Source organism: Halocalculus aciditolerans, assembly GCF_014647475.1.
GTDB classification, from domain to species: Archaea; Halobacteriota; Halobacteria; order Halobacteriales; family Halobacteriaceae; genus Halocalculus; species Halocalculus aciditolerans.
The window spans coordinates 70,617-91,994 of sequence record NZ_BMPG01000002.1 but is presented as its reverse complement, the minus strand read 5'-3'; the positions used below and the strand labels follow the sequence as shown (position 1 = coordinate 91,994).

General features: G+C 70.2%; 22 protein-coding genes. 6 read left to right on the top strand and 16 right to left on the bottom strand.

Features of this window, described 5'->3' with window-relative positions; all coding sequences use genetic code 11:
• Positions 1-43: 43 nt before the first annotated feature.
• The gene (locus IEY26_RS07030; RefSeq protein ID WP_188977335.1) at positions 44-811 is read right to left on the bottom strand and encodes an HpcH/HpaI aldolase family protein; all 768 of its coding nucleotides are present in this window, start codon (positions 809-811) and stop codon (positions 44-46) included.
• Between the two features lie 90 nt (positions 812-901).
• Between IEY26_RS07030 and IEY26_RS07025 the strand changes: the two genes are divergently transcribed.
• Both IEY26_RS07025 and IEY26_RS07020 read left to right on the top strand, forming a co-directional pair.
• On the top strand, positions 902-1,585 hold the full coding sequence (locus IEY26_RS07025; RefSeq protein WP_188977333.1) for a PHP domain-containing protein: 684 nt from the start codon (positions 902-904) through the stop codon (positions 1,583-1,585).
• On the top strand, positions 1,585-2,673 hold the full coding sequence (locus IEY26_RS07020; RefSeq protein WP_188977331.1) for an asparagine synthase C-terminal domain-containing protein: 1,089 nt from the start codon (positions 1,585-1,587) through the stop codon (positions 2,671-2,673). The genes IEY26_RS07025 and IEY26_RS07020 overlap by 1 nt, the downstream gene beginning before the upstream one ends.
• Here IEY26_RS07020 and IEY26_RS07015 read toward each other — a convergent pair whose 3' ends face one another.
• Positions 2,674-3,138 carry an NUDIX hydrolase gene (locus IEY26_RS07015; RefSeq protein WP_188977329.1) on the bottom strand — a complete coding sequence of 155 codons (465 nt, stop codon included), beginning with the start codon at positions 3,136-3,138 and terminating at the stop codon, positions 2,674-2,676.
• A 27-nt stretch (positions 3,139-3,165) separates the two neighbouring features.
• Positions 3,166-4,146 carry a transcription initiation factor IIB gene (locus IEY26_RS07010; protein WP_188977327.1) on the bottom strand — a complete coding sequence of 327 codons (981 nt, stop codon included), beginning with the start codon at positions 4,144-4,146 and terminating at the stop codon, positions 3,166-3,168.
• 177 nt (positions 4,147-4,323) lie between these two features.
• Here IEY26_RS07010 and gatC point away from each other — a divergent pair, with 177 nt between their 5' ends.
• Together gatC and gatA are read left to right on the top strand one after the other, a co-directional pair.
• Positions 4,324-4,602, top strand: a complete 279-nt coding sequence (gatC, locus tag IEY26_RS07005) for an Asp-tRNA(Asn)/Glu-tRNA(Gln) amidotransferase subunit GatC (protein WP_188977325.1) — start codon at positions 4,324-4,326, stop codon at positions 4,600-4,602.
• Complete coding sequence (gene gatA, locus IEY26_RS07000) at positions 4,603-5,874, top strand: Asp-tRNA(Asn)/Glu-tRNA(Gln) amidotransferase subunit GatA (protein WP_188977323.1); 1,272 nt, start codon at positions 4,603-4,605, stop codon at positions 5,872-5,874. It begins immediately after the preceding gene.
• Between the two features lie 77 nt (positions 5,875-5,951).
• On the opposite strand, the gene IEY26_RS06995 is transcribed toward gatA, so the two are convergent.
• From IEY26_RS06995 to IEY26_RS06970, 6 genes are all read right to left on the bottom strand, one after another.
• Complete coding sequence (locus IEY26_RS06995; RefSeq protein ID WP_188977321.1) at positions 5,952-7,055, bottom strand: mechanosensitive ion channel family protein; 1,104 nt, start codon at positions 7,053-7,055, stop codon at positions 5,952-5,954.
• Between the two features lie 164 nt (positions 7,056-7,219).
• Complete coding sequence (locus IEY26_RS06990; protein WP_188977319.1) at positions 7,220-7,570, bottom strand: helix-turn-helix transcriptional regulator; 351 nt, start codon at positions 7,568-7,570, stop codon at positions 7,220-7,222.
• Positions 7,571-7,595: 25 nt separating this feature from the next.
• Positions 7,596-8,288 (bottom strand): NRDE family protein, encoded by a 693-nt coding sequence (locus tag IEY26_RS06985; RefSeq protein ID WP_188977317.1) that lies wholly within the window; start codon positions 8,286-8,288, stop codon positions 7,596-7,598.
• 25 nt (positions 8,289-8,313) lie between these two features.
• Positions 8,314-9,801: an o-succinylbenzoate--CoA ligase gene (menE, locus tag IEY26_RS06980; protein WP_188977315.1), complete on the bottom strand. Its 1,488-nt coding sequence runs from the start codon at positions 9,799-9,801 to the stop codon at positions 8,314-8,316.
• On the bottom strand, positions 9,801-10,796 hold the full coding sequence (locus tag IEY26_RS06975) for a mandelate racemase/muconate lactonizing enzyme family protein (RefSeq protein WP_188977313.1): 996 nt from the start codon (positions 10,794-10,796) through the stop codon (positions 9,801-9,803). The genes menE and IEY26_RS06975 overlap by 1 nt, the downstream gene beginning before the upstream one ends.
• Positions 10,793-11,734: a 1,4-dihydroxy-2-naphthoate polyprenyltransferase gene (locus IEY26_RS06970; RefSeq protein WP_188977311.1), complete on the bottom strand. Its 942-nt coding sequence runs from the start codon at positions 11,732-11,734 to the stop codon at positions 10,793-10,795. The genes IEY26_RS06975 and IEY26_RS06970 overlap by 4 nt, the downstream gene beginning before the upstream one ends.
• A 92-nt stretch (positions 11,735-11,826) precedes the next feature.
• On the opposite strand from IEY26_RS06970, the gene IEY26_RS06965 reads away from it, so the two are divergent.
• The gene (locus IEY26_RS06965; RefSeq protein ID WP_188977309.1) at positions 11,827-13,137 is read left to right on the top strand and encodes an MFS transporter; all 1,311 of its coding nucleotides are present in this window, start codon (positions 11,827-11,829) and stop codon (positions 13,135-13,137) included.
• Here the strand turns inward: IEY26_RS06965 and IEY26_RS06960 are convergent, their stop codons facing one another.
• On the bottom strand, positions 13,138-13,335 hold the full coding sequence (locus IEY26_RS06960) for a hypothetical protein (protein WP_188977307.1): 198 nt from the start codon (positions 13,333-13,335) through the stop codon (positions 13,138-13,140).
• Between the two features lie 288 nt (positions 13,336-13,623).
• On the opposite strand from IEY26_RS06960, the gene IEY26_RS06955 reads away from it, so the two are divergent.
• Complete coding sequence (locus IEY26_RS06955) at positions 13,624-13,998, top strand: DUF7522 family protein (protein ID WP_188977305.1); 375 nt, start codon at positions 13,624-13,626, stop codon at positions 13,996-13,998.
• 441 nt (positions 13,999-14,439) lie between these two features.
• On the opposite strand, the gene IEY26_RS06950 is transcribed toward IEY26_RS06955, so the two are convergent.
• From IEY26_RS06950 to IEY26_RS06925, 6 genes are all read right to left on the bottom strand, one after another.
• Positions 14,440-15,333 carry a 1,4-dihydroxy-2-naphthoyl-CoA synthase gene (locus IEY26_RS06950; protein ID WP_188977303.1) on the bottom strand — a complete coding sequence of 298 codons (894 nt, stop codon included), beginning with the start codon at positions 15,331-15,333 and terminating at the stop codon, positions 14,440-14,442.
• A 35-nt stretch (positions 15,334-15,368) separates the two neighbouring features.
• Complete coding sequence (locus IEY26_RS06945; protein WP_188977301.1) at positions 15,369-15,785, bottom strand: hypothetical protein; 417 nt, start codon at positions 15,783-15,785, stop codon at positions 15,369-15,371.
• 33 nt (positions 15,786-15,818) lie between these two features.
• Complete coding sequence (gene menD, locus IEY26_RS06940; RefSeq protein WP_188977299.1) at positions 15,819-17,573, bottom strand: 2-succinyl-5-enolpyruvyl-6-hydroxy-3-cyclohexene-1-carboxylic-acid synthase; 1,755 nt, start codon at positions 17,571-17,573, stop codon at positions 15,819-15,821.
• A gap of 124 nt (positions 17,574-17,697) precedes the next feature.
• Positions 17,698-18,972, bottom strand: a complete 1,275-nt coding sequence (locus tag IEY26_RS06935) for an L-lactate MFS transporter (protein ID WP_188977297.1) — start codon at positions 18,970-18,972, stop codon at positions 17,698-17,700.
• Positions 18,973-19,094: 122 nt separating this feature from the next.
• Complete coding sequence (locus tag IEY26_RS06930) at positions 19,095-20,426, bottom strand: isochorismate synthase (protein WP_188977295.1); 1,332 nt, start codon at positions 20,424-20,426, stop codon at positions 19,095-19,097.
• A gap of 318 nt (positions 20,427-20,744) precedes the next feature.
• A complete protein-coding gene (locus IEY26_RS06925) occupies positions 20,745-21,341 on the bottom strand; it encodes a sulfite oxidase-like oxidoreductase (RefSeq protein ID WP_188977293.1) in 597 nt (198 codons plus the stop codon).
• Between the last annotated feature and the right edge of the window lie 37 nt (positions 21,342-21,378).

Below are 21,378 nucleotides of genomic sequence, written 5' to 3'. Positions count from 1 at the left end.
CGCGGGTTGTGGCGGCCGCGGTATTGGTCTTTCCGCCGACGAGTCAGGTGCGGGCGTCCTCGTAGGCGTCGAGGTAGTCGGCTGCGGCGTCCGCGAGGTAGTTCGTATCCGTGCCGACGGCGAGGAAGTCGACGCCCCACTCCCAGCGGGACTCGACGGTCTCCCGGCTCGTCGCGAGCGTCCCGAGGGGTTTGTCGGCGTCGTTCGCCGCGTCGGCGATGCGGTCGGTGGCGTCGCGGAAGGTCTCGGAGTCGAACTCGCCGAAGACGCCGAGCTGCGCGGAGAGGTCGGCGGGGCCGATGAAGAGGCCGTCCAGTCCTTCGACGGCGGCGATGTCGTGGACGCACTCGACGGCGGACGCCGTCTCTATCTGGACGATGACGAGCGTGTCGGCGTTCGCCCGAGTGTAGTATTCGTCCAGGGACGCGCCGTAGCCGGAGGGACGAGTGCCGGCGACGCCGCGCACGCCCTCGGGCGGGTAGGCGGCGGCGTCCACCATCGCCGCGGCCTCCTCGGGGGTGTCGACGGCGGGGACGATGACGCCGGCGGGGCCGAGGTCGAGCACGCGCTTCACGGCGATGGGGTCGGCGGCGGGGACGCGGACGAGCGCCTCCGTGTCGCCGTCGGCGGCGTCGACGGCGCGCACCATCGCGGCGAGCGACTCGATGCTGTTCTCGCTGTGCTCGCCGTCGAGCACGAGGAAGTCGAACTCCTGTTCGGCGAGGAGTTCCGCGACGACCGGGTGGCCGACGGATACCCAGCCGCCCGCGACGGGTTCGAGCACGCGCAGTCGGTCCGCGAAATCGGACATAGCCGACTCTTTCGCCGGCGGTTCCTTAGAAGTAGGCGTTCAGGCCGGGGAACCGGACGATTTTTGCCGTCCGGTCGACTACGCTGACGCGTGCTATCGGTCGAGTTACACGCGCACTCCGCGCTCTCTCACGACGGCCGCGACCCGGTGGAGATGCTGCTGGAGCAGGCCGCAGCCGTCGGTCTGGACGCGCTCTGTGTCACCGACCACGACGAGTTCGACGCGAGCGAGGAGGCCGCCGCGATGGCCGACGACTACGGCCTCGTCGGCATTCCGGGGATGGAGGTGACCTGCGCCGCCGGGCACGTCCTCGCCATCGGCGTCGAAAAGGCCGTCCCCTCCGGCCGGCCGTTCACGGAGACGCTCGACCACGTCCGCGACGCCGGCGGCATCGCCGTCGTCCCCCATCCCTTCCAGGAGTCCCGGAGCGGCGTCGCCCGGAACGTCGGCCGCGACCAGCTCGCGTCCGCCGACGCCATCGAGATCTACAACTCCCGACTCCTCACCGGCCGCGCGAACCGGCAGGCCGAGCGCTTCGCCCGCGACCGCGGCCTCCCCGTCACCGCCGGCTCCGACGCCCACATCGCCGAGATGGTCGGCCAAGCCGTCACCGAAGTCGACACCGACGACCGGAGCGTCCAGGGTATCCTCGACGCCATCCGCGACGGCCGAACGAGCGTCGTCGGGAAGCGAACGCCGTGGCGCATCAGCTTCCGGCAGGCCGCGGGCGGCGCGAAACGCCGCGTCAGAGGCCGACTCGACGACCTCTTCTGATGACCGACCTCCGCGGCGCGTCCGGCGAGGCGGTCGAGCGCGCCCTCCGCGAGCACGACGCGCTTCCGGGGACCACTGGCTACGCCGGCAGAGTTTCCGATGGGCGTCTCGTCCGCGACGTTCTCGGTCGCGTCCCGCTCTACGTCGACGGCGACGACTGGGCGTTCGACGCCGACGCGCTCGCCGACCCCGAACCGTTCCCCGCCGGCCACGTCGGCACGCCGACCGACCACGAGCGCGCGTGGACGCTTCCCGAACCTGAGCCCATCGTGGACGACGCCGCGGCCGTCGACGCCGTCGCCGACGCCGTCGAATCCGCCTGTGGCGCGGTCGGTTCGACTGCCGACGACCTCGCCGTGGCGTTCTCCGGCGGCGTGGATTCGGCGGTCGTCGCGCGGTTCTGCGACGCGCCGCTGCACGTCGTCGGCTTCGAGGGCGGTCGGGACGTCGACGCCGCGCGCGAGTCGGCCGCCGCGATGGGGCGAGCGGACGACCTCACCGTGCACGAACTCGCCGTCGAGGACGTCGAGCGAGCGGTCCCCGTCGTCGCGCGCGCCATCGGGCGGACGGACGCGATGAGCGTTCAGATCGCCCTCCCCATCTACCTCGTCGCCGAACGCATTCAGAGAGAGGGCTTCGACCGCCTCGCGCTCGGCCAGGGCGCGGACGAGCTCTTCGGCGGTTACGCCAAAGTCGCGAAAGCCCCGGACGACCCGCGCGTCGACGCCGACACCGTCCGCGGCGCGCGGCGCGAAGTCCTCCACACGCTCCCCGACCAGCTCGACCGCGATATCCGCGCGCTCCGCGCCGCCGGCGTCACCCCCGAGATTCCGCTCCTTCACGACGAAGTCGTCCGAGCCGCGCTCGAACTGCCCGATTCACTCCTCGTCGACGGCGACGAACGCAAAGTCGCCCTCCGACGGGCCGCCCGACGGTGGCTCCCCGACCGGGTCGCCGACCGCGACAAGGTCGCCGTCCAGTACGGCAGCCTCGTCGCCCGCGAACTCGACCGCCTCGCCCGGCAGGCCGGCTTCAAGCGACGAATGGACGACCACGTCACGAAGTACGTCGAGAGTCGAATCGGCTAATCAGTTTTCGCAGGCCTCGATGGCGTCGAGGGCGATAGCGCGGGTGTCGGCGTCGAGGTCGCTCTCGCGGAGGTCTTCTGGAGTGTACCAGTCCCAGGCGTCAGCGCTCGCTTCGCCAGCAGCCGGTGAGACGTCGCGGGAGTCGACGCGCGCGTAGTAGACGTGGTCGATGTGCTGGTGGGCGGGGCGGCCGTCGACGACGTCGATGTCGTAGAGGAGCTGGTGGCGCGGCCGCGGGAGCGTCTCGCCGTTCGGCGCGCCGACGGGGTCGGTGTCGTCGACGAGCGTCGGATCGAGGCCGGTTTCTTCGCGCACCTCGCGCAGGCCCGCTTCGTGGGGGAGTTCGTCGCGGTCGACGTGCCCTCCGGGCGGCACGCGAATCCCGAGCTTCTCGTGGTGGTGGAGGGCGGTGGCGCTATCGTTGACGATGTAGACTGTCGCCGTAAAATGCCGCGTCGTCTCCATACCGGACCGGAGGGCCAGGAGCCGTATTTACGCTTCCATCGGGATGGAGCCCTCGGCCTCTAAGAGCTCGTGGTAGCGGTTGCGGATGGTGACTTCGCTGATGTTGGCGACGTCGGAGACTTCGCGCTGCGTGACTTTCTGATTGGTGAGGAGGCTGGCGGCGTAGACGGCGGCGGCGGCGAGGCCGACAGGGCTCTTCCCGCTCGTGACGCCGGCCTGTTTCGCGGATTCGAGGAGGCTGCGCGCCTGTCGCTGTACTTCCTCGGTGAGTTCGAGTTCGCTGCAGAAGCGCGGGACGTAGCTCGCGGGGTCGGCGGGCGCGACTTCGAGGCCGAGTTCGCGGACGACGTAGCGGTAGGTGCGGGCGATTTCGTCTTTCTCGACGCGGGAGACGTTCGCGACTTCGTCGAGCGAGCGCGGCGTGTTCGCCTGCCGCGCGGCGGCGTAGAGCGCCGACGTGGCAACGCCCTCGATGCTGCGGCCGGGGAGGAGATCCTCGTCGAGCGCGCGGCGGTAGATGACGGACGCGGTCTCTCGAACGTTCTTCGGGAGGCCGAGCGCGGACGCCATCCGCTCGATTTCGCCGAGCGCCTGCTTGAGGTTGCGCTCCTTGCTGTCGCGGGTGCGGAAGCGCTCGTTCCACGTGCGGAGGCGCTGCATCTTCTGGCGCTGGCGGCTGGAGAGGGAGTTCCCGTAGGCGTCCTTGTCCTGCCAGCCGATGTTGGTGGAGAGGCCCTTGTCGTGCATCATGTTCGTCGTCGGCGCTCCCACTCTGCTCTTCTTGTCTTTCTCGGCGGAGTCGAAGGCGCGCCACTCGGGGCCGCGGTCGATTTCGTTCTCTTCGACGACGAGGCCGCACTCGGTGCAGACGGTTTCTCCCCGCTCTTCGTCGACGGCGAGGTTCCCGCCGCACTCGGGGCAGACGAGGTCCTCACCGGCTGATTCTCGTTCGTCTTCCGACTCGTCTCGCGTCCGCTCGTCCTGGCTCCGGATGCGTGAGTCACTCATAGTGAAAGGGTGGGACCGATTCTGTGGTTGTCCCGGCGACCAATACACGTAATAGTCGGACCGGAGTATGAAAAGGCTTATGACCGATGGTGTGAGCGGTTGCCACGGTCGAGGCGGCGTTCGGCGGACTTCCCGGGTATCGAAACGCTTACCGACGAATCCCCGTTCACTTCGCGTATGAGCGAATCCGACGTCGACGCAGGAGACGTCCGTCACGTCGCCGAGTTGGCGCGTGTCGGACTGGACGACGAGGAGGTGGACGAGTTCACCGAGCAGTTCGGTGACGTGCTCGCGTACTTCGACGCGCTGGACGACGTCCCCGAGGTGGAGGCGGAACCCGACCTCGTGAACGTCATGCGCCCGGACGAGGTCGAGGAGTCCCTCGACCGCGAGGAAGCGCTGGAGAACGCCCCCGAGACCGAAGACGGCTTCTTCAAGGGGCCGAAGGTGTCGTAGATGTCGGAGCACAACGCGTTCATCACCGAGGCGACCATCGAGGGCGACGACGACGGCCCGCTCGCCGGAAAGACGGTCGCCGTGAAGGACAACATCAGCACCGAGGGCGTCCCGACGACCTGCGGGTCCGCGATGCTCGAAGCGTACGTCCCGCCCTACGACGCCACCGTGGTCGAGCGCCTGCGTGACGCGGGCGCGGACATCGTCGGGAAGGCGAACATGGACGAGTTCGGGATGGGAACGACCACGGAGACCTCCGCGTTCGGCGCGACGGAGAACCCCGTCGACCCGGAGCGCGTTCCCGGCGGCTCCTCTGGTGGGAGCGCGGCGGCGGTCGCGGCCGGCGACGCCGACCTCGCGCTCGGCAGCGATACTGGGGGGTCTATTCGCGCGCCCGCCGCCTTCTGCGGCGTCGTCGGCATCAAGCCGACCTACGGACTCGTCTCCCGCTACGGCCTCGTCGCGTACGCGAACAGCCTCGAACAGATCGGACCCCTAGCGAACACGGTCGAGGACGCTGCCGGCCTCCTCGACGTCATCGCGGGCCCGGACGAGAACGACGGCACGACCCTCGACGCCGGCGCTGAATCGGACTACGCCGCGGCGGCGGACGGCGACGTCGACGGCCTCACCATCGGCGTCCCCACCGAGCTCGTCGAGGACGCCGAGGAGGAAGTGAAATCGGTGTTCGAGGACGCGCTCGACGAATACCGGGACGCCGGCGCGGAGGTCAAGGAAGTCAGCCTCCCCTCGGTTGAGTACGGCGTCGCCGCCTACTACGTCATCGCGATGTCGGAGGCGTCCTCGAACCTCGCGCGCTTCGACGGCGTGCGATACGGCGAATCCGGCGGCTACGAGGGTAACTGGAACGAGTCCTTCGCCGAAACTCGCGAGGAGAACTTCGGCCCCGAGGTCAAACGCCGCATCCTCCTCGGGACGTACGCGCTCTCCGCCGGCTACCACGACAAATACTACAAGCAGGCCCAGGAAGCCCGCGCGTGGGTCCAACAGGACTTCGACGAGACCTTCGAAGACGTTGACCTCGTCGCCTCCCCCACGATGCCGATTCTCCCGCCGAAGCTCGGCGAGAGCCTCGACGACCCCCTCACGATGTATCTCGCGGACGCGAACACCGTCCCCGCGAACCTCGCGAACCTCCCCGCCATCAGCGTCCCCGCCGGCGACGCCGACGGCCTCCCCGTCGGCCTCCAGCTCGTCGCCCCCAGCCTCGACGAGGAGACCGCCATCCGCGCCGGCAGCCTCCTCGCCTGAGCGGCTGGACGTATTCTCCGGCGGTATCGGCGGTCTGTTCCCGATGTTCTGGTTCTCGACCGCTTCGGGTCGCGCGTTCAGGCCATCCGGGAGTCGCGGCCCTCGGCGGCGTCCGCGCTCACGTCCGCGGCGTCGATACCGCCCGCGAGGTCGCTGGTCCGCACGTGGAGGTCGCGCTGGGGGAAGGGAATCTCGACGGCGGCGTCGACGAAGCGGTCGTGGATCGCGCGGTTGAGCGCGTGCGTGGCTTTCGCGTCGTGGAGCGGGTGGCGGACCCACGCGAGGAGTTCGTAGTCGAGACCGGAGTCGCCGAACCCCCGGAGCCGGACGCGGGGCTCCGGCGAGCGCGCGACGTGGTCTTCGGCCGCGGCGGCGTCGAGCAGACAGGCTTCGACGACGTCGAGGTCGCTCCCGTAGGCGACGCCGACGGGCACCTTGATGCGCGTCTTCGTCACGGGCGCGGAGTTGTTGATGATCTGCGCGGAGTTCAACACCGAGTTCGGAACGGTGACGACGACGTTATCCCGCGTGAGCAAGCGCGTGGAGCGAATGGAGATATCAAGAACCGTGCCGGCGACGCCGGTGTCGAGAACGACGTAGTCGCCGACCTTGTAGGTGTTGTCGACGTAGAGCGCGATGGAGCCGAAGAAGTTCGCGACGGTGTCCTTCGCCGCAAAGCCGATGGCGATACCGGCGATGCCGGCGGACGCGAGGAACGGCGTGATTTCGACCTGCCACGCCCAGAGGACGAGGAGTATCGCCGCGAGGATGACCGCGAACTGCCAGAGGTTCGCGAAGATGGGCGCGAAATCCGCGTTCGACTCCGTGCGCTCGTCGTACAGCACGAGGAGCGCGCCCCCGGCGCGCGCGACGGTGCGCGCCCAGACGAGCACGGCGACCGTGAACGCCGCCGCCTGCAGCGACAACCCCACCCCGGCGTCGAGCGCGACGACGGACGGCGCGACGTACGCGCCCGCGACGGCGACCGTAACCGGAACGGGAACGCGGAGCTCGCGGAGCAAGCGGTCGTCGAGGTCCGTCCGCGTCCGCCGCGTCAAGAACCGGACCGCCTGTAACCCGACCTCGTTCACCACTACTGCCGCGAGAAACGACCCGCCGACCAGCGTCCCCACCGCCATCCACGCCGGCATCCCCGCCAGCCACACCCCGAGCGAATCCACCAGAGCCATGCCTCCCGTACGCCACCGCCGACTAAACGTCTTCCCAGCACACCGCAGAATAACGGGCTACACCGGCCAGCTCGTCCGACCCGCCCACTCGCGGGTCGTTACACTCGCGCTCGTATCTGGTGGTTCTCGCGCGCCATCGGCGCGCTCCGAACCACCTACTCCTCGTACGCGAGGTTGAGAATCCACTGGCTGAAGGCGTCGCCCTGCGGGTCGACTTCCTCCTCGCCGACGAACGGGGAGAGCATCTCGTCGGCGACGAGGAGGGAGAAGTCGACGTCGGCGGGGTCGATGATGGGCTCGATGAAGTACGTGGTGTTGCCTTCGTAGACGGCGTCTTCGCGGGCCACGAGGCCTTTGTCTTCGAGTTTCTTCGCGACGCGACTCCCCTTCCGTGAGTCGACGTCGAGGGCTTTCCAGAACTCGCTCTGGTAGATGCCGCCCTCCTCGCGGATGAGCGCGATAGCGCGCTCTTCGACCTCTGTGAGGTCTTCGTCTGCCGTGCTCATGTTCCTGACTGGGTCCGCGCGGCGTTTAAACCTGATTGTCTATGCGCTCGTAGGGCGTCTCGCCCGGGGGGCCGTCGGCGAACCACCAGTCCGCGCCGCCGCCGGCGTCGTGGACGGCGACGAGGGCGGAGGAGCGCGTGCCGTAGTCGTCGCCGTGGACGCAGACGTCGTGGTCGTGGTCGGTGAGCACGCGGCGCGCGCGGTCGAAGAAGTCGTCTGCGTCCGCCGCGCCGGCGAGTTCGGCCTCGACGAAGTCGGCCTTCTCCGCCTGGTCGACGGGGTCGTTCACGACGACGTGGACGCCGGGGTCGAGCGTCGTGACGGCGAGGTTGCCGTCCCACTCGACGAGGTAGGCGTCGGCGGCGTCGGCGAGCACGAGGTTGAAGCCGGCGTACGAGTGGGTTTCGAGGGCGGTTTCGACGCGGTCGCGGGCGTCGGCGGCGCTCGCGGCTTCGAGGCAGTCGCGGACGAGGAGGCCGCGGGAGCGCTCCCCGTCGAGGTCGACCCAGCGGTTCGTGATGCCGACGAAGACGCCGGCGTCGTTGACGCCCATCCACGTGCCGCCGGCTTCCTCGTCGCGGGGGGCGAGCACGCGGCGGTCGCCCCACTCGCGGAGCCGGGGCGGCGTCGAGGGGCGGCCGAGGGCTTCGTCGCGGTTCGCGGCGACGGCCACGGGTGTTTCAGCGAAGACGTTCCAGGCGACGGCGAGCGTGCACACGACCGCTCGTACCGTCGGCGGTGACTTATAGGTCGGCGGCGCGCGCGAGCGATTCCCGGACGGCGGTGCGGTCGACGGTTCCGGACGCAGTGCGAGGAACGCTGTCCGCGAACGCGATGGTGCGCGGGCGTTTGAAGCCGGCGAGGTTCGCGTCGCAGTGCGCGCGCAGTTCCTCGCGCGTCGGCTCGCGGCCTTCGGCGGGGACGACGAGCGCGGCGACGCGTTCGCCCCACTCGGGGTCGGCGATACCGACGACGGCGGCGTCGGCGACGCCGTCGTGGCGGCGGAGGACCGAGACGACCTCGCCGGGTTCGACGTTCTCGCCGCCGGAGACGATGCGGTCGGAGCGCCGGTTGAGCACGGAGAGCCGGCCGTCCTCGAAGTAGCCGACGTCGCCGGTGACGAAGCCGTAGTCGGTGAAGGCGTCCGCGTTCGCCTCCGGGTTCTCGTAGTATCCCGGGGTGACGGTCGGGCCGTCGACGACGATGCGTCCGGATTCGCCGTCCGCGACGGGGTCGCCGTCGTCGTCCACGATGGTGACGTCGACGCCGAAGAGCGGGCGGCCGACGGTCCCGTTGTCCTCGTCGACTTCGGGGGGCGTCGCGGTCGTTATCTGACTCGTCGCCTCCGTCATCCCGTAGCTGACGTGGATGGGGACGCCGCGGTCGACGGCGTCGGCGGCGAGGCCGCGCGGGGTCGGCGCGCCGCCGACGAGCGCAAAGCGGAGGGAGTCGGGGAGGTCGCCCTGCTGGAGGAGGCGGCGGAGCATCGTCGGGACGAGGCTCACGCCCGTCGGCTCGTACTCGTGGAGCGCCTCGAACACGCGTTCGGCCTCGAAGCCGTTCGTCAGGACGGTCGTCGTCCCGTAGAGCGTCGCGCGGAGCGGGACGGAGAGCCCGCCCATGTGGTACATCGAGAGCGGGTCGAGCCAGGCGTCGGCCTCGTCGAGGCCGAGGCGGAACGCGGAGGCGGTGGCGGCGGCGTAGAAGTTCCCGGGCGTCAGGCGAACGGCCTTCGGGGTTCCGGTCGTCCCGGACGTGAACATGAGCGCCATCGTGTCGTCGGTGTCCCACTCGGCGAGCGTGACGTCCTCGACGGGTTCGTCGGGGAGCCACGCGACCTGCGGGGACTGGGGTTTGTCGACGGAGACGACGGGCACGGTTTCGGCGGTCGTGAGGGCGTCCGGCTCAGTCTCCGCCTCGCAGACGAGCGCGATGAGGTCTGCGGTCGCGCGCTGCGCCATCAGCTCCGACGGCGCGAGCCGCGCGTTCAGCGGGACGAGCGTCGCGCCGAGGCGCTGGCAGGCGAAGACGAGGCGGACGAACGCCGGCCGCGTCTCCATCAGGACGCCGACGTGGTCGTCGGCGGTGACGCCGAGCGCGGCGAGCTGCCCGGCGGTGCGGTCGACGGCGGCGTCGAGTTCGGCGTACGTCCACTCCCGGCCGGTCGGGGCGGCGACGAGCGCGAGCGCTCCGGGGGAGGACCGGACGCGGTGGGAGAGCCAGTCTCGCATCACTCGCCCGCAGAACCCCCGATGGCATGTCCGTTTCCCCTCGGGACGGCTATGTATCCGTTCCTGACAGGTGTCGCGTCGGGGACGAGGTCGCGCGCGAACCGGCCGCCCGTCGCGAGGCCGGCGGGCGCGGGGTCCGGGAGGCTCGCTGCGAGATGCACCGCGCCGGAACGCGCGTACGCGGCGTCGACGGTGTTCGACACGACGGGCGTCACGCCCGCGTCGAGCGCGGCGAACGCGGCGTCCCGCGCGCGGTCGAGCCCGCCGAGCGCCATCGGCTTCAGCACGACCGCCGCCACGCCCGCGTCGAGGCAGGCGTCGACGCCGGCGTCGACGACGGATTCGTCCGCCGCCACGGGCCCCACACTCGTGAGTCGGGCGAGCGCGTCGACGCCCGGAACGGGCTGTTCGACGTACGCGAGGTCCAGTCCGCTCGTCGCGTCGAGGAACGCGCGCGCTTCCGCTTCGTCCCACGCGGCGTTCGCGTCCGCGCGCAGTTCGAGGCGCGGATACGCGCTCCGGACTGCGTCCAGCCGGTCGGCGTCCGCCGCCACGGCCCGCGCGCCGACTTTCACTTTCACTGTCTCGAAGCCGGCGTGGACCGCTGTCTCGACGGCGCTCAGCGTCCCTTCGACGTCCGCGTCGCCGACGGTCGCGTTCACCGGGACGCGCTCGCACTCGCGCTCGCCGCCGAGCTCCCGGTAGAGCGGCCGGTCGGCGGCCCGCGCTCGCGCGTCGAGGCACGCCTGACTGACGGCGTGCCGGGCCGCCGGCGCACCCTCGCAGGCGGCGAGCGCCGCCGACCAGCGTTCTTTCTCGTCGGCGTCGCGGAGCGCGCGCTCGCAGGCGGCCAGTGACTCCGTCCAGCCGGGGAGCGGCGTCGCCTCGCCCGTCCCGCCGCGCGCCGCGAAGAGAAATCCCTCGCGCTCCTCGATGCGGCCGGCGGCGGTTTCGAGCGGGGTAGCGAGCGGGAGCGCGAACGCCTCGACGCTCATAGCGCGAGTCCGACCGCGAAGAGCGCCGCGAACGCGAAGAGGAGTTTCCCCGTCGTCGAGAGCGCGGGGTCGAGGTGCTCGCCGTCGTCGTACCGGAGGACGGTCCGCGTCACCGTCGCGGCGAGCGGGAGCGTCAAGAGCGGGAGGAGGACGGCGGCGTCCCACCCCGCGCGGGAGACGAAGAAGTAGACGGGCACGAGGTAAGCGACGACGAGCAGGAGGACGTACTCGGCGCGCGCGCCGGTGCGGCCGAACCGCACGGCGAGCGTGTTCTTCCCCGCTTTCCGGTCCGTGTCGACGTCGCGGAGGTTGTTCACGACGAGAATGGCGGTGTTGAGCGTGCCGACAGCGACGCTCGCGGCGAACGCCGCGGTCGGGAGCGTCCCCGCGGGCGGCGCGACGGGGAAGACGCCGGCCGCCGCGGCCGCAGCCTGCACGTAGACGGTCCCGACGACGGCGACGACCCCGAAGAAGACGAAGACGAAGACGTCGCCGAGGCCGTGGTAGCCGAGCGGGTACGGCCCGCCCGTGTACGCGATACCGGAGAGAATGCTCAGCACGCCGATGACGAGGATGGGAACGCCGCCGACGGCGACGAGGTAGAGGCCGACGACGACCGACGCGAGGAAGGTCGCGTACATCGCGCGTTTCACGGTCTGCGCGGGGATGAGTCCGGCCTGCGTGACGCGCGTGAACCCCTCGCGCTCCTCGGTGTCCGCGCCCTTCTCCGCGTCGTAGTAGTCGTTCGCGAAGTTCGTGCCGACCTGGATGAGGAGCGCGCCGACGAGCGCCGCGACCGCCGGCAGGGGCTCGAAGACGCCGAGGCCGAGCGCCAGCCCGACGCCGACGAGCACCGGCGACGACGCCGCGGGGAGCGTGTGCGGGCGCGCCGCCATCACCCACGCCTGCGTCCGGGAGATTTCCGCCGAATCAGACATGACCGGGAGTTCGCGTGGCGAGAGGAAAGCGCCTGTGGTTCCGGGAACGCCACCCGGTGGGCTTTTCAGGCCGCCGGGCGGACCACTGTGCCGTGAGCGACTCACCCCCCGGAGCGACCGCCACGGACGCGCCCGCCGACGCGTGGCTCTACGCGTGGGCCGGCGCGAACGTCGCCATCGGCGTCGCCTCCCTCCTCGTCCCCCTCTACGTCGTCCAGCTCGGCGGCGACGCGTTCGCGCTCGGCGTCCTCTGGTTCGCCACGTCCATCGCGATGGCCCCGAGCGCCGTCGTCGTCGGCCCCGTCGTCGACCGCCTCGGCAACCACCGCCGCCTCGTTCTCGCCGGCTTCCTCGGCGTCGCCGCCGCGCTCGCCGCCCTCCCCTTCTTACACACTGTTCCGGCCGTCGTCCTCGTCGACGCCGCGCTCTGGTTCGCCGTCGCCGGCGTCACGCCCGTCCTCACGACGCTCGCGCTCGCCGACGTCCCCGAACGCCGGTGGAACGCCCGCCTCGCCCGCCTGAACAAGTACCAGGGCTACGGGTGGGCGGGCGGCCTCGTGCTCGGCGCGGTCTGGACGAGCGCGCTCGCCGGCCGCCTCTCCTCGCTCGCCGTCCAGCGCTCGCTCCTCGGCGTCGCCACCGTCGTCGTCGCCGTCAGCACGCTCGTCGCGGCGCGAACGCTCCCGCGCGCCGAAGGGGCGGACGACAGCCGCCTCCGCCGGCGGCCCTCCCGGCGCGCCGTCCGCGCGGTCTTCTCCCCGCTCCTCCCCGGTCGCGTCGTCTCCATCGTCCGCTCCAGCGACCCGCGCGCGCTCCTCACGGGCGTCAGCCGCCCGCTCGCCGCGTACTTCGCCGCCGTCACCGTCTTCTTCGTCGGGTTCTCCGTCTTCAGCGCGCCGCTCCCCGACTTCCTCACGACCGCCGGCTTCGGCGACGACGCCGTCTTCGCGCTCTACGTCGTCTCCAGCCTCGCCTCCGCGGTCTGTTACGTCGCCGCCGGCGAACTCGCCGACCGCTACGACCTCCGCGTCCTCCAGTCGAGCGCGCTCGGCCTCCGCGGCCTCGTCTTCCCCGTCGTCGCCGCCGCCGGCTACGGCCTCCGCGCGTCGCCGACCGGCCTCCTCGTCGTCGGCGTCACCTTCGCGCTCGTCGGCGTCTCCTGGGCCGTCATCGCCGTCACCGCGAACTCACTCGTCGCCCGGTACGCGAACCGCGAGAACCGGGGCGCGGCGCTCGGCCTCTACACCGCGCTCTCCTCGGTCGCCGGCGGCGTCGGCGGCCTCCTCGGCGGCTGGCTCGCCGCCACCTACGCGTACTTCACGACGTTCGCCCTCGCGGGCGGCCTCGTCGTCGCCGGAGCCGGCGTCGTCCTCGCCCTCGACCGCGTCGAACCCGGAGCGTAGTCAGTCCTCGTAGCGCTCGGCGAGGTCGAGGAGTTCCTCGCGCGAGGGGACGTCCGGGTCGTCGTCGCCGCGCCGCCCGAGCCAGACGGCGACGACGAGCGCGACGAAGAGCCCCGCGAGAAAGAGCGGGTGGCTGGCGAGCGTCGCGTTCAACGACTCGAACCCGAACCCACCGAACGCGGCGAACAGCGTGTTCATACCTCCTGCTTCGAGCCGCCTCCGCAAGAACGTTCTGACGGCGGAAACCCCGGCACTCCACCGGGGAATCAGTCCCGCGGAAAACCGACGCGGAACGACGCCGCCAACTATATCGCGGTCGTCGAAGCCACCGACGCCCGCCTGAGAGAACCCGACGACGAGACCGTCGACCTCGTCACGTTCCGGGAGGGCGAACGTCCTTCGCGCGAACGCAGTCGTGCCCATCTCGACGCCTCCTCTGAGGAGGAGAACGCGGGAGTTATCCGGGCGGTCGAAGAGGTATCGGCTATGTCGGTCCAACCGTACAAGCGCCTCGTCGCGTTCGTCAAGCGACAAGCCGGGGATTACTTTCGGACCGCCGTCTCGTTCACCGAAGACGATTGGGAGATCATCTACCGGCGCGCGGATTTACCGCGAGAGCACGCCGAAGAGCGTACCGGCGAGATCGTCGAGGGTGCTCGCGGGAAGACCGCGCTCCGACGACCCGACAGCCCGTTCGGCGAGTTCAACGCCTCGATAGAACTCTACGAGGACGGCGTCTTCGCCATCATCCACGAGAACCCGTCCGAGGGCGTGTTGTTCTCGCTCGAACGGGATGCCGCACGCGACCTCGCGGCGTTCATCCACAAGTGCGAACTCATCCTCCACGCCGAGAATCGGTGAGTGCGGTCGAGGCAGCCGCCCCGATGAGACGTGCGCGCCGAACCGTGGACGGCGAAACAGTCGGCCTCGCCACACTCAGCAAGGGAACGCATTCCTCGCGTGAGTATTCGAAATTCCGCCGCGTCGTGAACCGCTACGTCGAACCGGATCCCCGAAACGAGGGTCACGGCGCGGCCGCCCCCGAACGCAGTGAGCGCGATTCACTCGCCGCGAAGCGGCGAGGCCCGAGCCTGACCACCGCGGCCCGGAGGGCCGCGACGGGAGGGTGACGGGCCTTTGTCGCCAGAAACCTCCGGTTTCTGGCTGAACGGCGGGAAATCGAAGATTTCCCGCAGTGTCGTCGGATTCCGACGGAATCCGACTGCTAACCGGAACGCTTCGCGTTCCGGTAATGGTGGAGATTTTTATCGGGCCGGCGGAGCCGGCCCGATAAAAAGGTCTCTAGTAGTACCAGGGGTACTCAGAGTAGTCGGGGTCGCGTTTTTCGAGGAAGGCGTCGCGGCCTTCCTGGGCTTCGTCGGTCATGTAGCCGAGCCGGGTTGCTTCGCCGGCGAAGACCTGTTGGCCGACCATGCCGTCGTCGGGGAGGTTGAAGCCGTACTTGAGCATCCGGATGGCGTTCGGGCTCTTGCCCTCGATGCGGGCCGCCCACTCCAGCGCGGTCTCCTCCAGTTCGTCGTGGGGGACGGCTTCGTTCACCATGCCCATGTCGGCGGCTTCCGCGGCGTCGTAGGTCTTGCCGAGGAAGAAGACTTCGCGCGCCTTCTTCTGGCCGATCTGGCGGGCGAGGTAGGCGGAGCCGAAGCCGGCGTCGTAGGACCCGACGTCGGGGTCGGTCTGGAGGAATTTCGCGTGCTCCTCGCTCGCGAGGGTGAGGTCGCAGACGACGTGGAGGCTGTGGCCGCCGCCGACGGCCCAGCCGGGGACGACGGCGACGACGGGTTTCGGCATGAAGCGGATCTGCCGCTGGACCTCTAAGATGTGGAGGCGGCCGGCCTCGGCTTTATCCGGTGACTCGTCCTCGCCCCGGTATTCGTACCCCTCGCTCCCGCGGACTGACTGGTCGCCGCCGGAGCAGAAGGCCCAGCCGCCGTCCTTCTCGCTGGGGCCATTACCAGTGAGGAGGACGCAGCCGACGTCCGCCTGGCGTTTGGCGTGGTCGAGCGCGCGCGAGAGCTCGTCGACCGTGCCGGGGCGGAAGGCGTTGCGCTTCTCCGGGCGGTCGAAGGCGATGCGGAGCGCGCCCACCTCGCTCGCGCGGTGGTACGTGATGTCCCGGAAGTCGAAGCCCTCGACTTCCTCCCAGGCGTCCTCGTCGAATATCTCGGAGACCATACTCGAACGGGCGCGCGGGAGTACAAAGAGGTTGATTACTCGGCGGCCTCGCCCCGCCCACCGGCTCCGTCGGCGTCGCCGCTACCGTCTCCGTCGCCGCTGTTTCGTCTGTCGTTCCACCGGGTAGCGGGGAAAATGCGGGTATCGGGGGCGTCGAACGGGCTCTCGGGGCCGGTGGCCCACGCGGTGAGGTAGACGACGCAGGCGGCGACGAGGGCGGCGGGGAGCTGGAAGGTGAAGACGCCGTAGGCGACGGTGAGAACGACGGTCGCGCGGACGACGGTCTGGCGGTCGGCGCTCCCCTGGTAGAGGAACGCGGCGGCGACGAAGAAGGCGAACGCGACGCCCGCGCCGACGAGCAGCTGCTGGACGATGAGGAAGCTGTACAGGACGGTCGCGATGCCGAGGAGGACGGCGAGCGCCGCGGCGACGAGCCGCTCCGTGGAGGACATACGGGAGGGAGGTCGACGGAGTGACTTAATGATTCAGGTGAGGCGCTCGACGAGCGCCTCCCGGACTTCCTCTCGCGTTCGGTGGCTCGCCTCGGCGTCGGAGACGTACTCGACGACCTGTGTGCCCGCGCTGTCGAGGCTCGCGCGGTAGCGCTCCCGGAACGCATCGAGGGAGTCCGTGCGGGCGTAGTCGAAGCCGTAGAGGTCGGCGGTGGGTTCGAAGTCGAGGCCGTGCGGCGTCTTGAACTGCCCCTGGAAGGGCGGGTCGAACTGCTCGATGGGGAGCATGTGGAAGATGCCGCCGCCGTCGTTGTTCACGAGCGCGATGGTGGCGTCGACGCCGCAGCGCGAGAGCGCCAGGAGGCCGTTGAGGTCGTGGTAGTAGGCGAGGTCGCCGGTGAGAAGAACGAGGGGGTCGTCGGTCGCACTGCCCGCGCCGAGCGCGGTGCTGGTGACGCCGTCGATGCCGGACGCCCCGCGGTTTCCGAGCACGCGGAGCGCTTTCGCGTCCGGGCGGGCGAACCGGTCGAGGTCCCGAATCGGCATCGAGTTCGAGACGAACACGGTCGCGGGATCGGGGGCGTCGGCGGCGACGGCCGCCGCGATGCGGCCCTCGAAGGCGTCGTCGCGTTCGTCGAGGAGCGCCCAGTGTGCGGCTTCGGCGGCGTCGAGGGCCGGCCACGGCTCGGCGGGCGACTCGACGCGGTCCGCGAGCGCGCGGGCGAGCGGCGCGGGGTCGGCGACGACGAGGTCGCTGGCTCGGAACTCGGCTTCTCGCCAGCCGCCCGACGCGTCGGCGACGAACTGGCGCGCGCCGGTTCGAGCGAGGTACTTCCTGAGCGGCTTCGAGGTCGGTGACGCGCCGAACCGAAGGACGACGTCCGGGTCGGGCCAGTCCGCGGTGACGTCGGGGTGGAGGTAGGCGTCGTAGCCGCCGAGGACGGGACCGTCGGGGACGTGCGGGCCGTAGCGGACGCCGGAGAGCGGGTCGGCGAGGAGCGGGAAGCCGGTCGCGTGGGCGAGGTCGACGAGCGCGTCCGCGTACGCCTCGTCGGTCGGCCCGGCGACGAGCAGGCCGCGGTCGGCGGCGTCGACGGCCGCGGCGAGCCGGTCGAGCGTCGCTTCGCTGGGCTCGGTCACGCCGGCGTGGACGTCGACGAACGGGCCGTCCCGGCCGCGCGCGGCGAGCGGGTGGTCGGCCGCGAGATCCTCGGGGACGCCGTCCGGGGATTCCGCGGGCACCGTCGTCGGTTCCAGCGGCTTCGCGACCGGGACGTTCAGGTGGACGGGCCCCGGCTCCGCGCCTGCCGTCTCAGCGACCGCGCGGCAGACGGTCGTGCGGAGCGAGCGGAGTCGTCGGGGTTCCGCCGCCGGCTCCGGGAGGTCGCGGTAGAACCGCACCGCGTCCCCGTAGAGCTTCTCCTGGTCGACGGTCTGGTTCGCGCCCGAATCGCGGAGCTCCGCCGGGCGGTCGGCCGTGAGGACGAGGAGCGGGACGCGGCCCGTATCCGCCTCGATCACCGCCGGGTGGAAGTTCGCGGCCGCAGTGCCAGAGGTACAGACGACAGGCGTCGGCCGACCCAGCACCTTCCCGCGGCCGAGCGCGAAGAACGCCGCCGAGCGCTCGTCGAGGTGCGAGAAGACCGTGAGCTCGTCGTGCGCGTCGAGCGCCACCGTCAGCGGCGTCGACCGACTCCCGGGCGCGACGCACACGGCGTCCACGCCCGCCTTCGCCAGTTCGTCCGCGATAGCGCGCCCCCAGAGCGTCGCGCGGTTCGGGGCAGTCATACTCGCAGTTCTCCCCCGTCACCGTAAAGCGTCCCGAAACCGGCGCGCGGCGGCGTCGCTCACCGAGCGAGCGCGCGCAAAAAGGAAACGCGTGAGAGCGGCACGGTGGTTGTTCGTTAGTCCGTTACGCGGCAGCGCCGGCGCTCGCGCTCGCCTTCTCGAGTTTGCCGATGCGCCAGCGGAGGATGATGACGAGCGCGAGACCGGCGACGAGGAGGACGTTGATGATGTAGAGTGCCTGCGTGTAGCTCCCGGTCGCTTCGAGAACGGTGGACGCGATCGTCGGGCCGACGACGCCGGCGAGGCCCCACGCGGTGAGGGCGTAGCCGTGAATCGCGCTCACTTCCTTCGTTCCGAAGAGGTCGCTGAGGTAGGCCGGGAGGCACGCGAACCCGCCGCCGTAGCACGTGATGACCAGGAAGAGAAGTGCGGCGAGGAACCAGACGCCGAGCGCGTTCGGCATCAGGAAGAACGCAACGATCTGGATGACGAAGAACGCGCCGTACGTCGTCGTCCGTCCGATGTAGTCGGAGAGGGACGCCCAGAAGATGCGGCCGCCGCCGTTGAAGATGCCGATGTAGCCGACGATGAACGCGGCCGTCGTCGCGCTAGCGCCGCCGATGGACTGCAGCATCGGGGACGCGAACGCGAGGAGCATGATACCGGCGGTGACGTTGATGAAGATGATGAGCCAGATGAGGGCGAAGCGCGGCGTCGTGCGCGCTTCTTTCGCGCTGAGGATGTCGAGGCCGGGGAGTGCGCCCTTCGCTTTCTCCTGAGCGCCCTCGACGCCCTCCATGCCCTCGGGGAGCCAGCCCTCTTCGGGCTTCGCGAGGTAGCTCGCACCGAGCGACATCAGGACGAAGTAGATGGCACCGAGGACGAAGAACGCCGTCGAGACACCGTAGTTCTGGATGAGGAAGTTACCGAACGGGCCCGTGAGGAGCGCGCCGGCACCGAAGCCCATGACGGCGAGGCCGGTCGCCATCCCGCGGCGGTCCGGGAACCAGTCGACGAGCGTGCCGATCGGGGAGATGTAGCCGAGGCCGAGACCCATCCCGCCGATGACGCCGAACGTGGCGAGGAAGAGCGGGAGGCTCTCGAGCTGTACGGAGACACCCGCGCCGACCGTCCCCAGACCGTAGAGGACGGCGGCGGCGAATCCGGATTTCCTGGGGCCGTACCTCTCGACGTAGCTCCCGAGGAACGCCGCGGTGATACCGAGGACGAAGATGGCGATGGAGAACGCCAGCGAGACGCTCGACGTGTCCCACCCGACCGTGTTCTGTAGGGGAATCTGATAGATGCTGTACGCGTAGATACCACCGATTGACAGGTGGATCGCGACGGCCGATACCGCAATCAGCCACCGGTTCTTGCTCGAATCTCGTTTTGGCATCTTCGGATAGGAACCACGTGATTATCATAAAAATTGTGTTCGCTGAGGCACCAGATCGGGCGAAATCGGCCGGTATTTGGGTATTCGACCCGCGTACCAGTCACTCCGATTACCGTATCGGGTCAGGAGAGGTGGGCGCGAACGCTGTCGAACTTCAACTGAATCTCGTCCCACTCCGCGTCCGCGTCGGAGTCCGCGACGATGCCCGCGCCCGCGTAGAGGTGGGCGTCCCGGTCGCGGGCGAGCGCCGACCGGATGGCGACCGCGAACGTGCCGTCGCCGTCGGCGTCGAACCAGCCGACGGGCGCGGCGTACCACCCGCGGTCGAACGCCTCCGCCTCACGAATCGTCTCCAGCGCCGCGTCCGGCGGCCGCCCGCCGACCGCCGGCGTCGGATGCAGGGCGTCGACGAGCTCGAGCACGTGTCTGTCCGTGTCGGCCGCGATGGGCGTGAAGAGGTGTTGGACCGACGCGAGCTTCTTCACCCGCCGGTCGCCCGACCGGACGTTCCGCGCGACCGGCGCGAGCTGCTCGCGGATGCTATCCTCGACGACCTCGTGTTCGTACACGAGCTTCTCGCTCGACCGGAGCTCCCGCTCCAGCTCGGCGTCTTCCGCCGCGGTGTCCCCGCGAGACACCGTCGCCGCGAGCGCGCCCGTCTCCACGCGCCCGCCGCGCCGCGACACGAGGCGCTCCGGGCTCGGCCCGAAGAACGCGCCGCCGTCGTTCGCCCGGAACGCGAACCGGAAACACTCGGGGTGTCCGCGCTCGATGCGCGTCATCGCCGACACGAGGTCGAACGAATCCCCGAGCTCCGCGTCGAGCGCCTGCGCGAGCACGACCTTCTCCAGGTCGCCCGCCGCGATACGCGCGGTCGCGTCCGCGACCGCCTCCCGCCACGCCGCCCGCGTCGTCGTCGGATGCTCCGCGACAATGCCCGGCGGGTCGACGCTCACCGACGCCGCGTCGACGGCCTCGACCGACTCGCGAACCCGCGCCATCGTCCGGCGCGCGCTCCCCGCGTCCGCCTCCGGCCCGAACTCGTTCACCGTGAGGTACGTCGCGTCCTCGGCCACGGCGAACTGCACGTGCGGCAGCACGAACGCCACCCCCGGAAACCCCGACCACGGCGGCGACTCCCGGTGCCCGTCGTGGAACGCCATCCCGCCGAGCACCCGCGGGCGAGCGACCGCCGGCGCATCCGACGCCGGCGCGTCCGCGAACACCGACTCCACGCGCTCCCGAACCGCATCCAACTCACCCGGCCCCGACGCCGTCACCGACGCCGCCGCCCCGCACCCCACGAGCGACGGCTCACCCGGCGCAGACCACACCGCGTGCGCCCGAAAATCCGCGCGCAGAACGTCCACCAGCGACGTCTCCGCCAACCGAACCGTCTCCGTGACGAGACGAGCGTCCTCTACCCCACACGACGCGTCCTGACGCGGCTCCATCACCCCGTTCTTCGAACGAACACGCCTTTAGCCCTTCTACTGCGAGCCGGATAACCGGAAAATACCGTCACAGCCCATCACACCGCTACAGCACGGAAGAGGCGACGCATACGCCGTACTGCTGATTACGGGACCACACGAGAGAATTCGGCGACCGAGTGGCTCGAAGAGCCCGGAAGGTCGCCGATTCACAGCGCGCTTCGCGCGCTGGCCGACGAGCGACTAACGCGGCGCAAAGCGCCGCGGCTGGAGTGAGGAGGCTTTTAGTCCAGGTTTTTATCGGGCCGGCGGAGCCGGCCCGCAATAAAAAAGTGGGTTCTAACTGTACCGCTCTTCGTTCCAGGGGTCGGCCGTGTTCGAGTAGCCGCGTTTCTCCCAGTAGCCGCGCTCGGGTTCTTCGAGGAATTCGACGCCGTCGACCCACTTCGCGCCCTTGTAGGCGTACTTGTGGGGGGTGACGACGCGGAGCGGGCCGCCGTGTTCGCGGGGGAGGTCGTCGCCGTCGAAGCCCCACGCGAAGAGGACTTCGTCGCGCATGCAGTCGTCGAGCGGGAGGTTCGTGGTGTAGCCGTCGAGGCCGTGGAACATCACGTGCGTCGCGTCCTCCGTAACGCCGACGAGGTCGGCGAGCCGGGTGAAGGTGAGGCCGGTGAACTCGCAGTCGAAGCGACTCCAGCCGGTGACGCAGTGGAAGTCCTGTCGCTGGGTCTCGCTCGGGAGGTCGGTGAACTCGTCCCAGCTCCAGCGGCGTTCGTCGTCGACGGCACCCCACGCGCGGAACTCCCAGGTCTCCGGGTCCCAGGCGGGCGTCCCGCTCTTCGAGAGGACGGGGAACTTCGAGGTCTCGCGCTGTCCCGGCGGGAGGCGGTCGTCGCCGAACTCCTCGTAGAGGTCCGTGACGTCCCTGACACTCATACGCGACTGGTGGGGCGCGGGGAAAGTAGGCGTGTCG

Bases quoted from the DNA above. Each gene is read 5' to 3' on its own strand.
- IEY26_RS06970 (WP_188977311.1), bottom strand. From the start codon at position 11,734: ATGTCTGATTCGGCGGAAATCTCCCGGACGCAGGCGTGGGTGATGGCG.
- IEY26_RS06990 (WP_188977319.1), bottom strand. From the start codon at position 7,570: ATGAGCACGGCAGACGAAGACCTCACAGAGGTCGAAGAGCGCGCTATC.
- gatA (WP_188977323.1), top strand. From the start codon at position 4,603: ATGTCGGAGCACAACGCGTTCATCACCGAGGCGACCATCGAGGGCGAC.
- IEY26_RS06925 (WP_188977293.1), bottom strand. From the start codon at position 21,341: ATGAGTGTCAGGGACGTCACGGACCTCTACGAGGAGTTCGGCGACGAC.
- menE (WP_188977315.1), bottom strand. From the start codon at position 9,801: ATGCGAGACTGGCTCTCCCACCGCGTCCGGTCCTCCCCCGGAGCGCTC.
- gatC (WP_188977325.1), top strand. From the start codon at position 4,324: ATGAGCGAATCCGACGTCGACGCAGGAGACGTCCGTCACGTCGCCGAG.
- IEY26_RS07020 (WP_188977331.1), top strand. From the start codon at position 1,585: ATGACCGACCTCCGCGGCGCGTCCGGCGAGGCGGTCGAGCGCGCCCTC.
- menD (WP_188977299.1), bottom strand. From the start codon at position 17,573: ATGACTGCCCCGAACCGCGCGACGCTCTGGGGGCGCGCTATCGCGGAC.
- IEY26_RS06975 (WP_188977313.1), bottom strand. From the start codon at position 10,796: ATGAGCGTCGAGGCGTTCGCGCTCCCGCTCGCTACCCCGCTCGAAACC.
- IEY26_RS07030 (WP_188977335.1), bottom strand. From the start codon at position 811: ATGTCCGATTTCGCGGACCGACTGCGCGTGCTCGAACCCGTCGCGGGC.
- IEY26_RS07010 (WP_188977327.1), bottom strand. From the start codon at position 4,146: ATGAGTGACTCACGCATCCGGAGCCAGGACGAGCGGACGCGAGACGAG.
- IEY26_RS06945 (WP_188977301.1), bottom strand. From the start codon at position 15,785: ATGTCCTCCACGGAGCGGCTCGTCGCCGCGGCGCTCGCCGTCCTCCTC.
- IEY26_RS07015 (WP_188977329.1), bottom strand. From the start codon at position 3,138: ATGGAGACGACGCGGCATTTTACGGCGACAGTCTACATCGTCAACGAT.
- IEY26_RS06935 (WP_188977297.1), bottom strand. From the start codon at position 18,972: ATGCCAAAACGAGATTCGAGCAAGAACCGGTGGCTGATTGCGGTATCG.
- IEY26_RS06955 (WP_188977305.1), top strand. From the start codon at position 13,624: ATGTCGGTCCAACCGTACAAGCGCCTCGTCGCGTTCGTCAAGCGACAA.
- IEY26_RS06950 (WP_188977303.1), bottom strand. From the start codon at position 15,333: ATGGTCTCCGAGATATTCGACGAGGACGCCTGGGAGGAAGTCGAGGGC.
- IEY26_RS06960 (WP_188977307.1), bottom strand. From the start codon at position 13,335: ATGAACACGCTGTTCGCCGCGTTCGGTGGGTTCGGGTTCGAGTCGTTG.
- IEY26_RS06930 (WP_188977295.1), bottom strand. From the start codon at position 20,426: ATGGAGCCGCGTCAGGACGCGTCGTGTGGGGTAGAGGACGCTCGTCTC.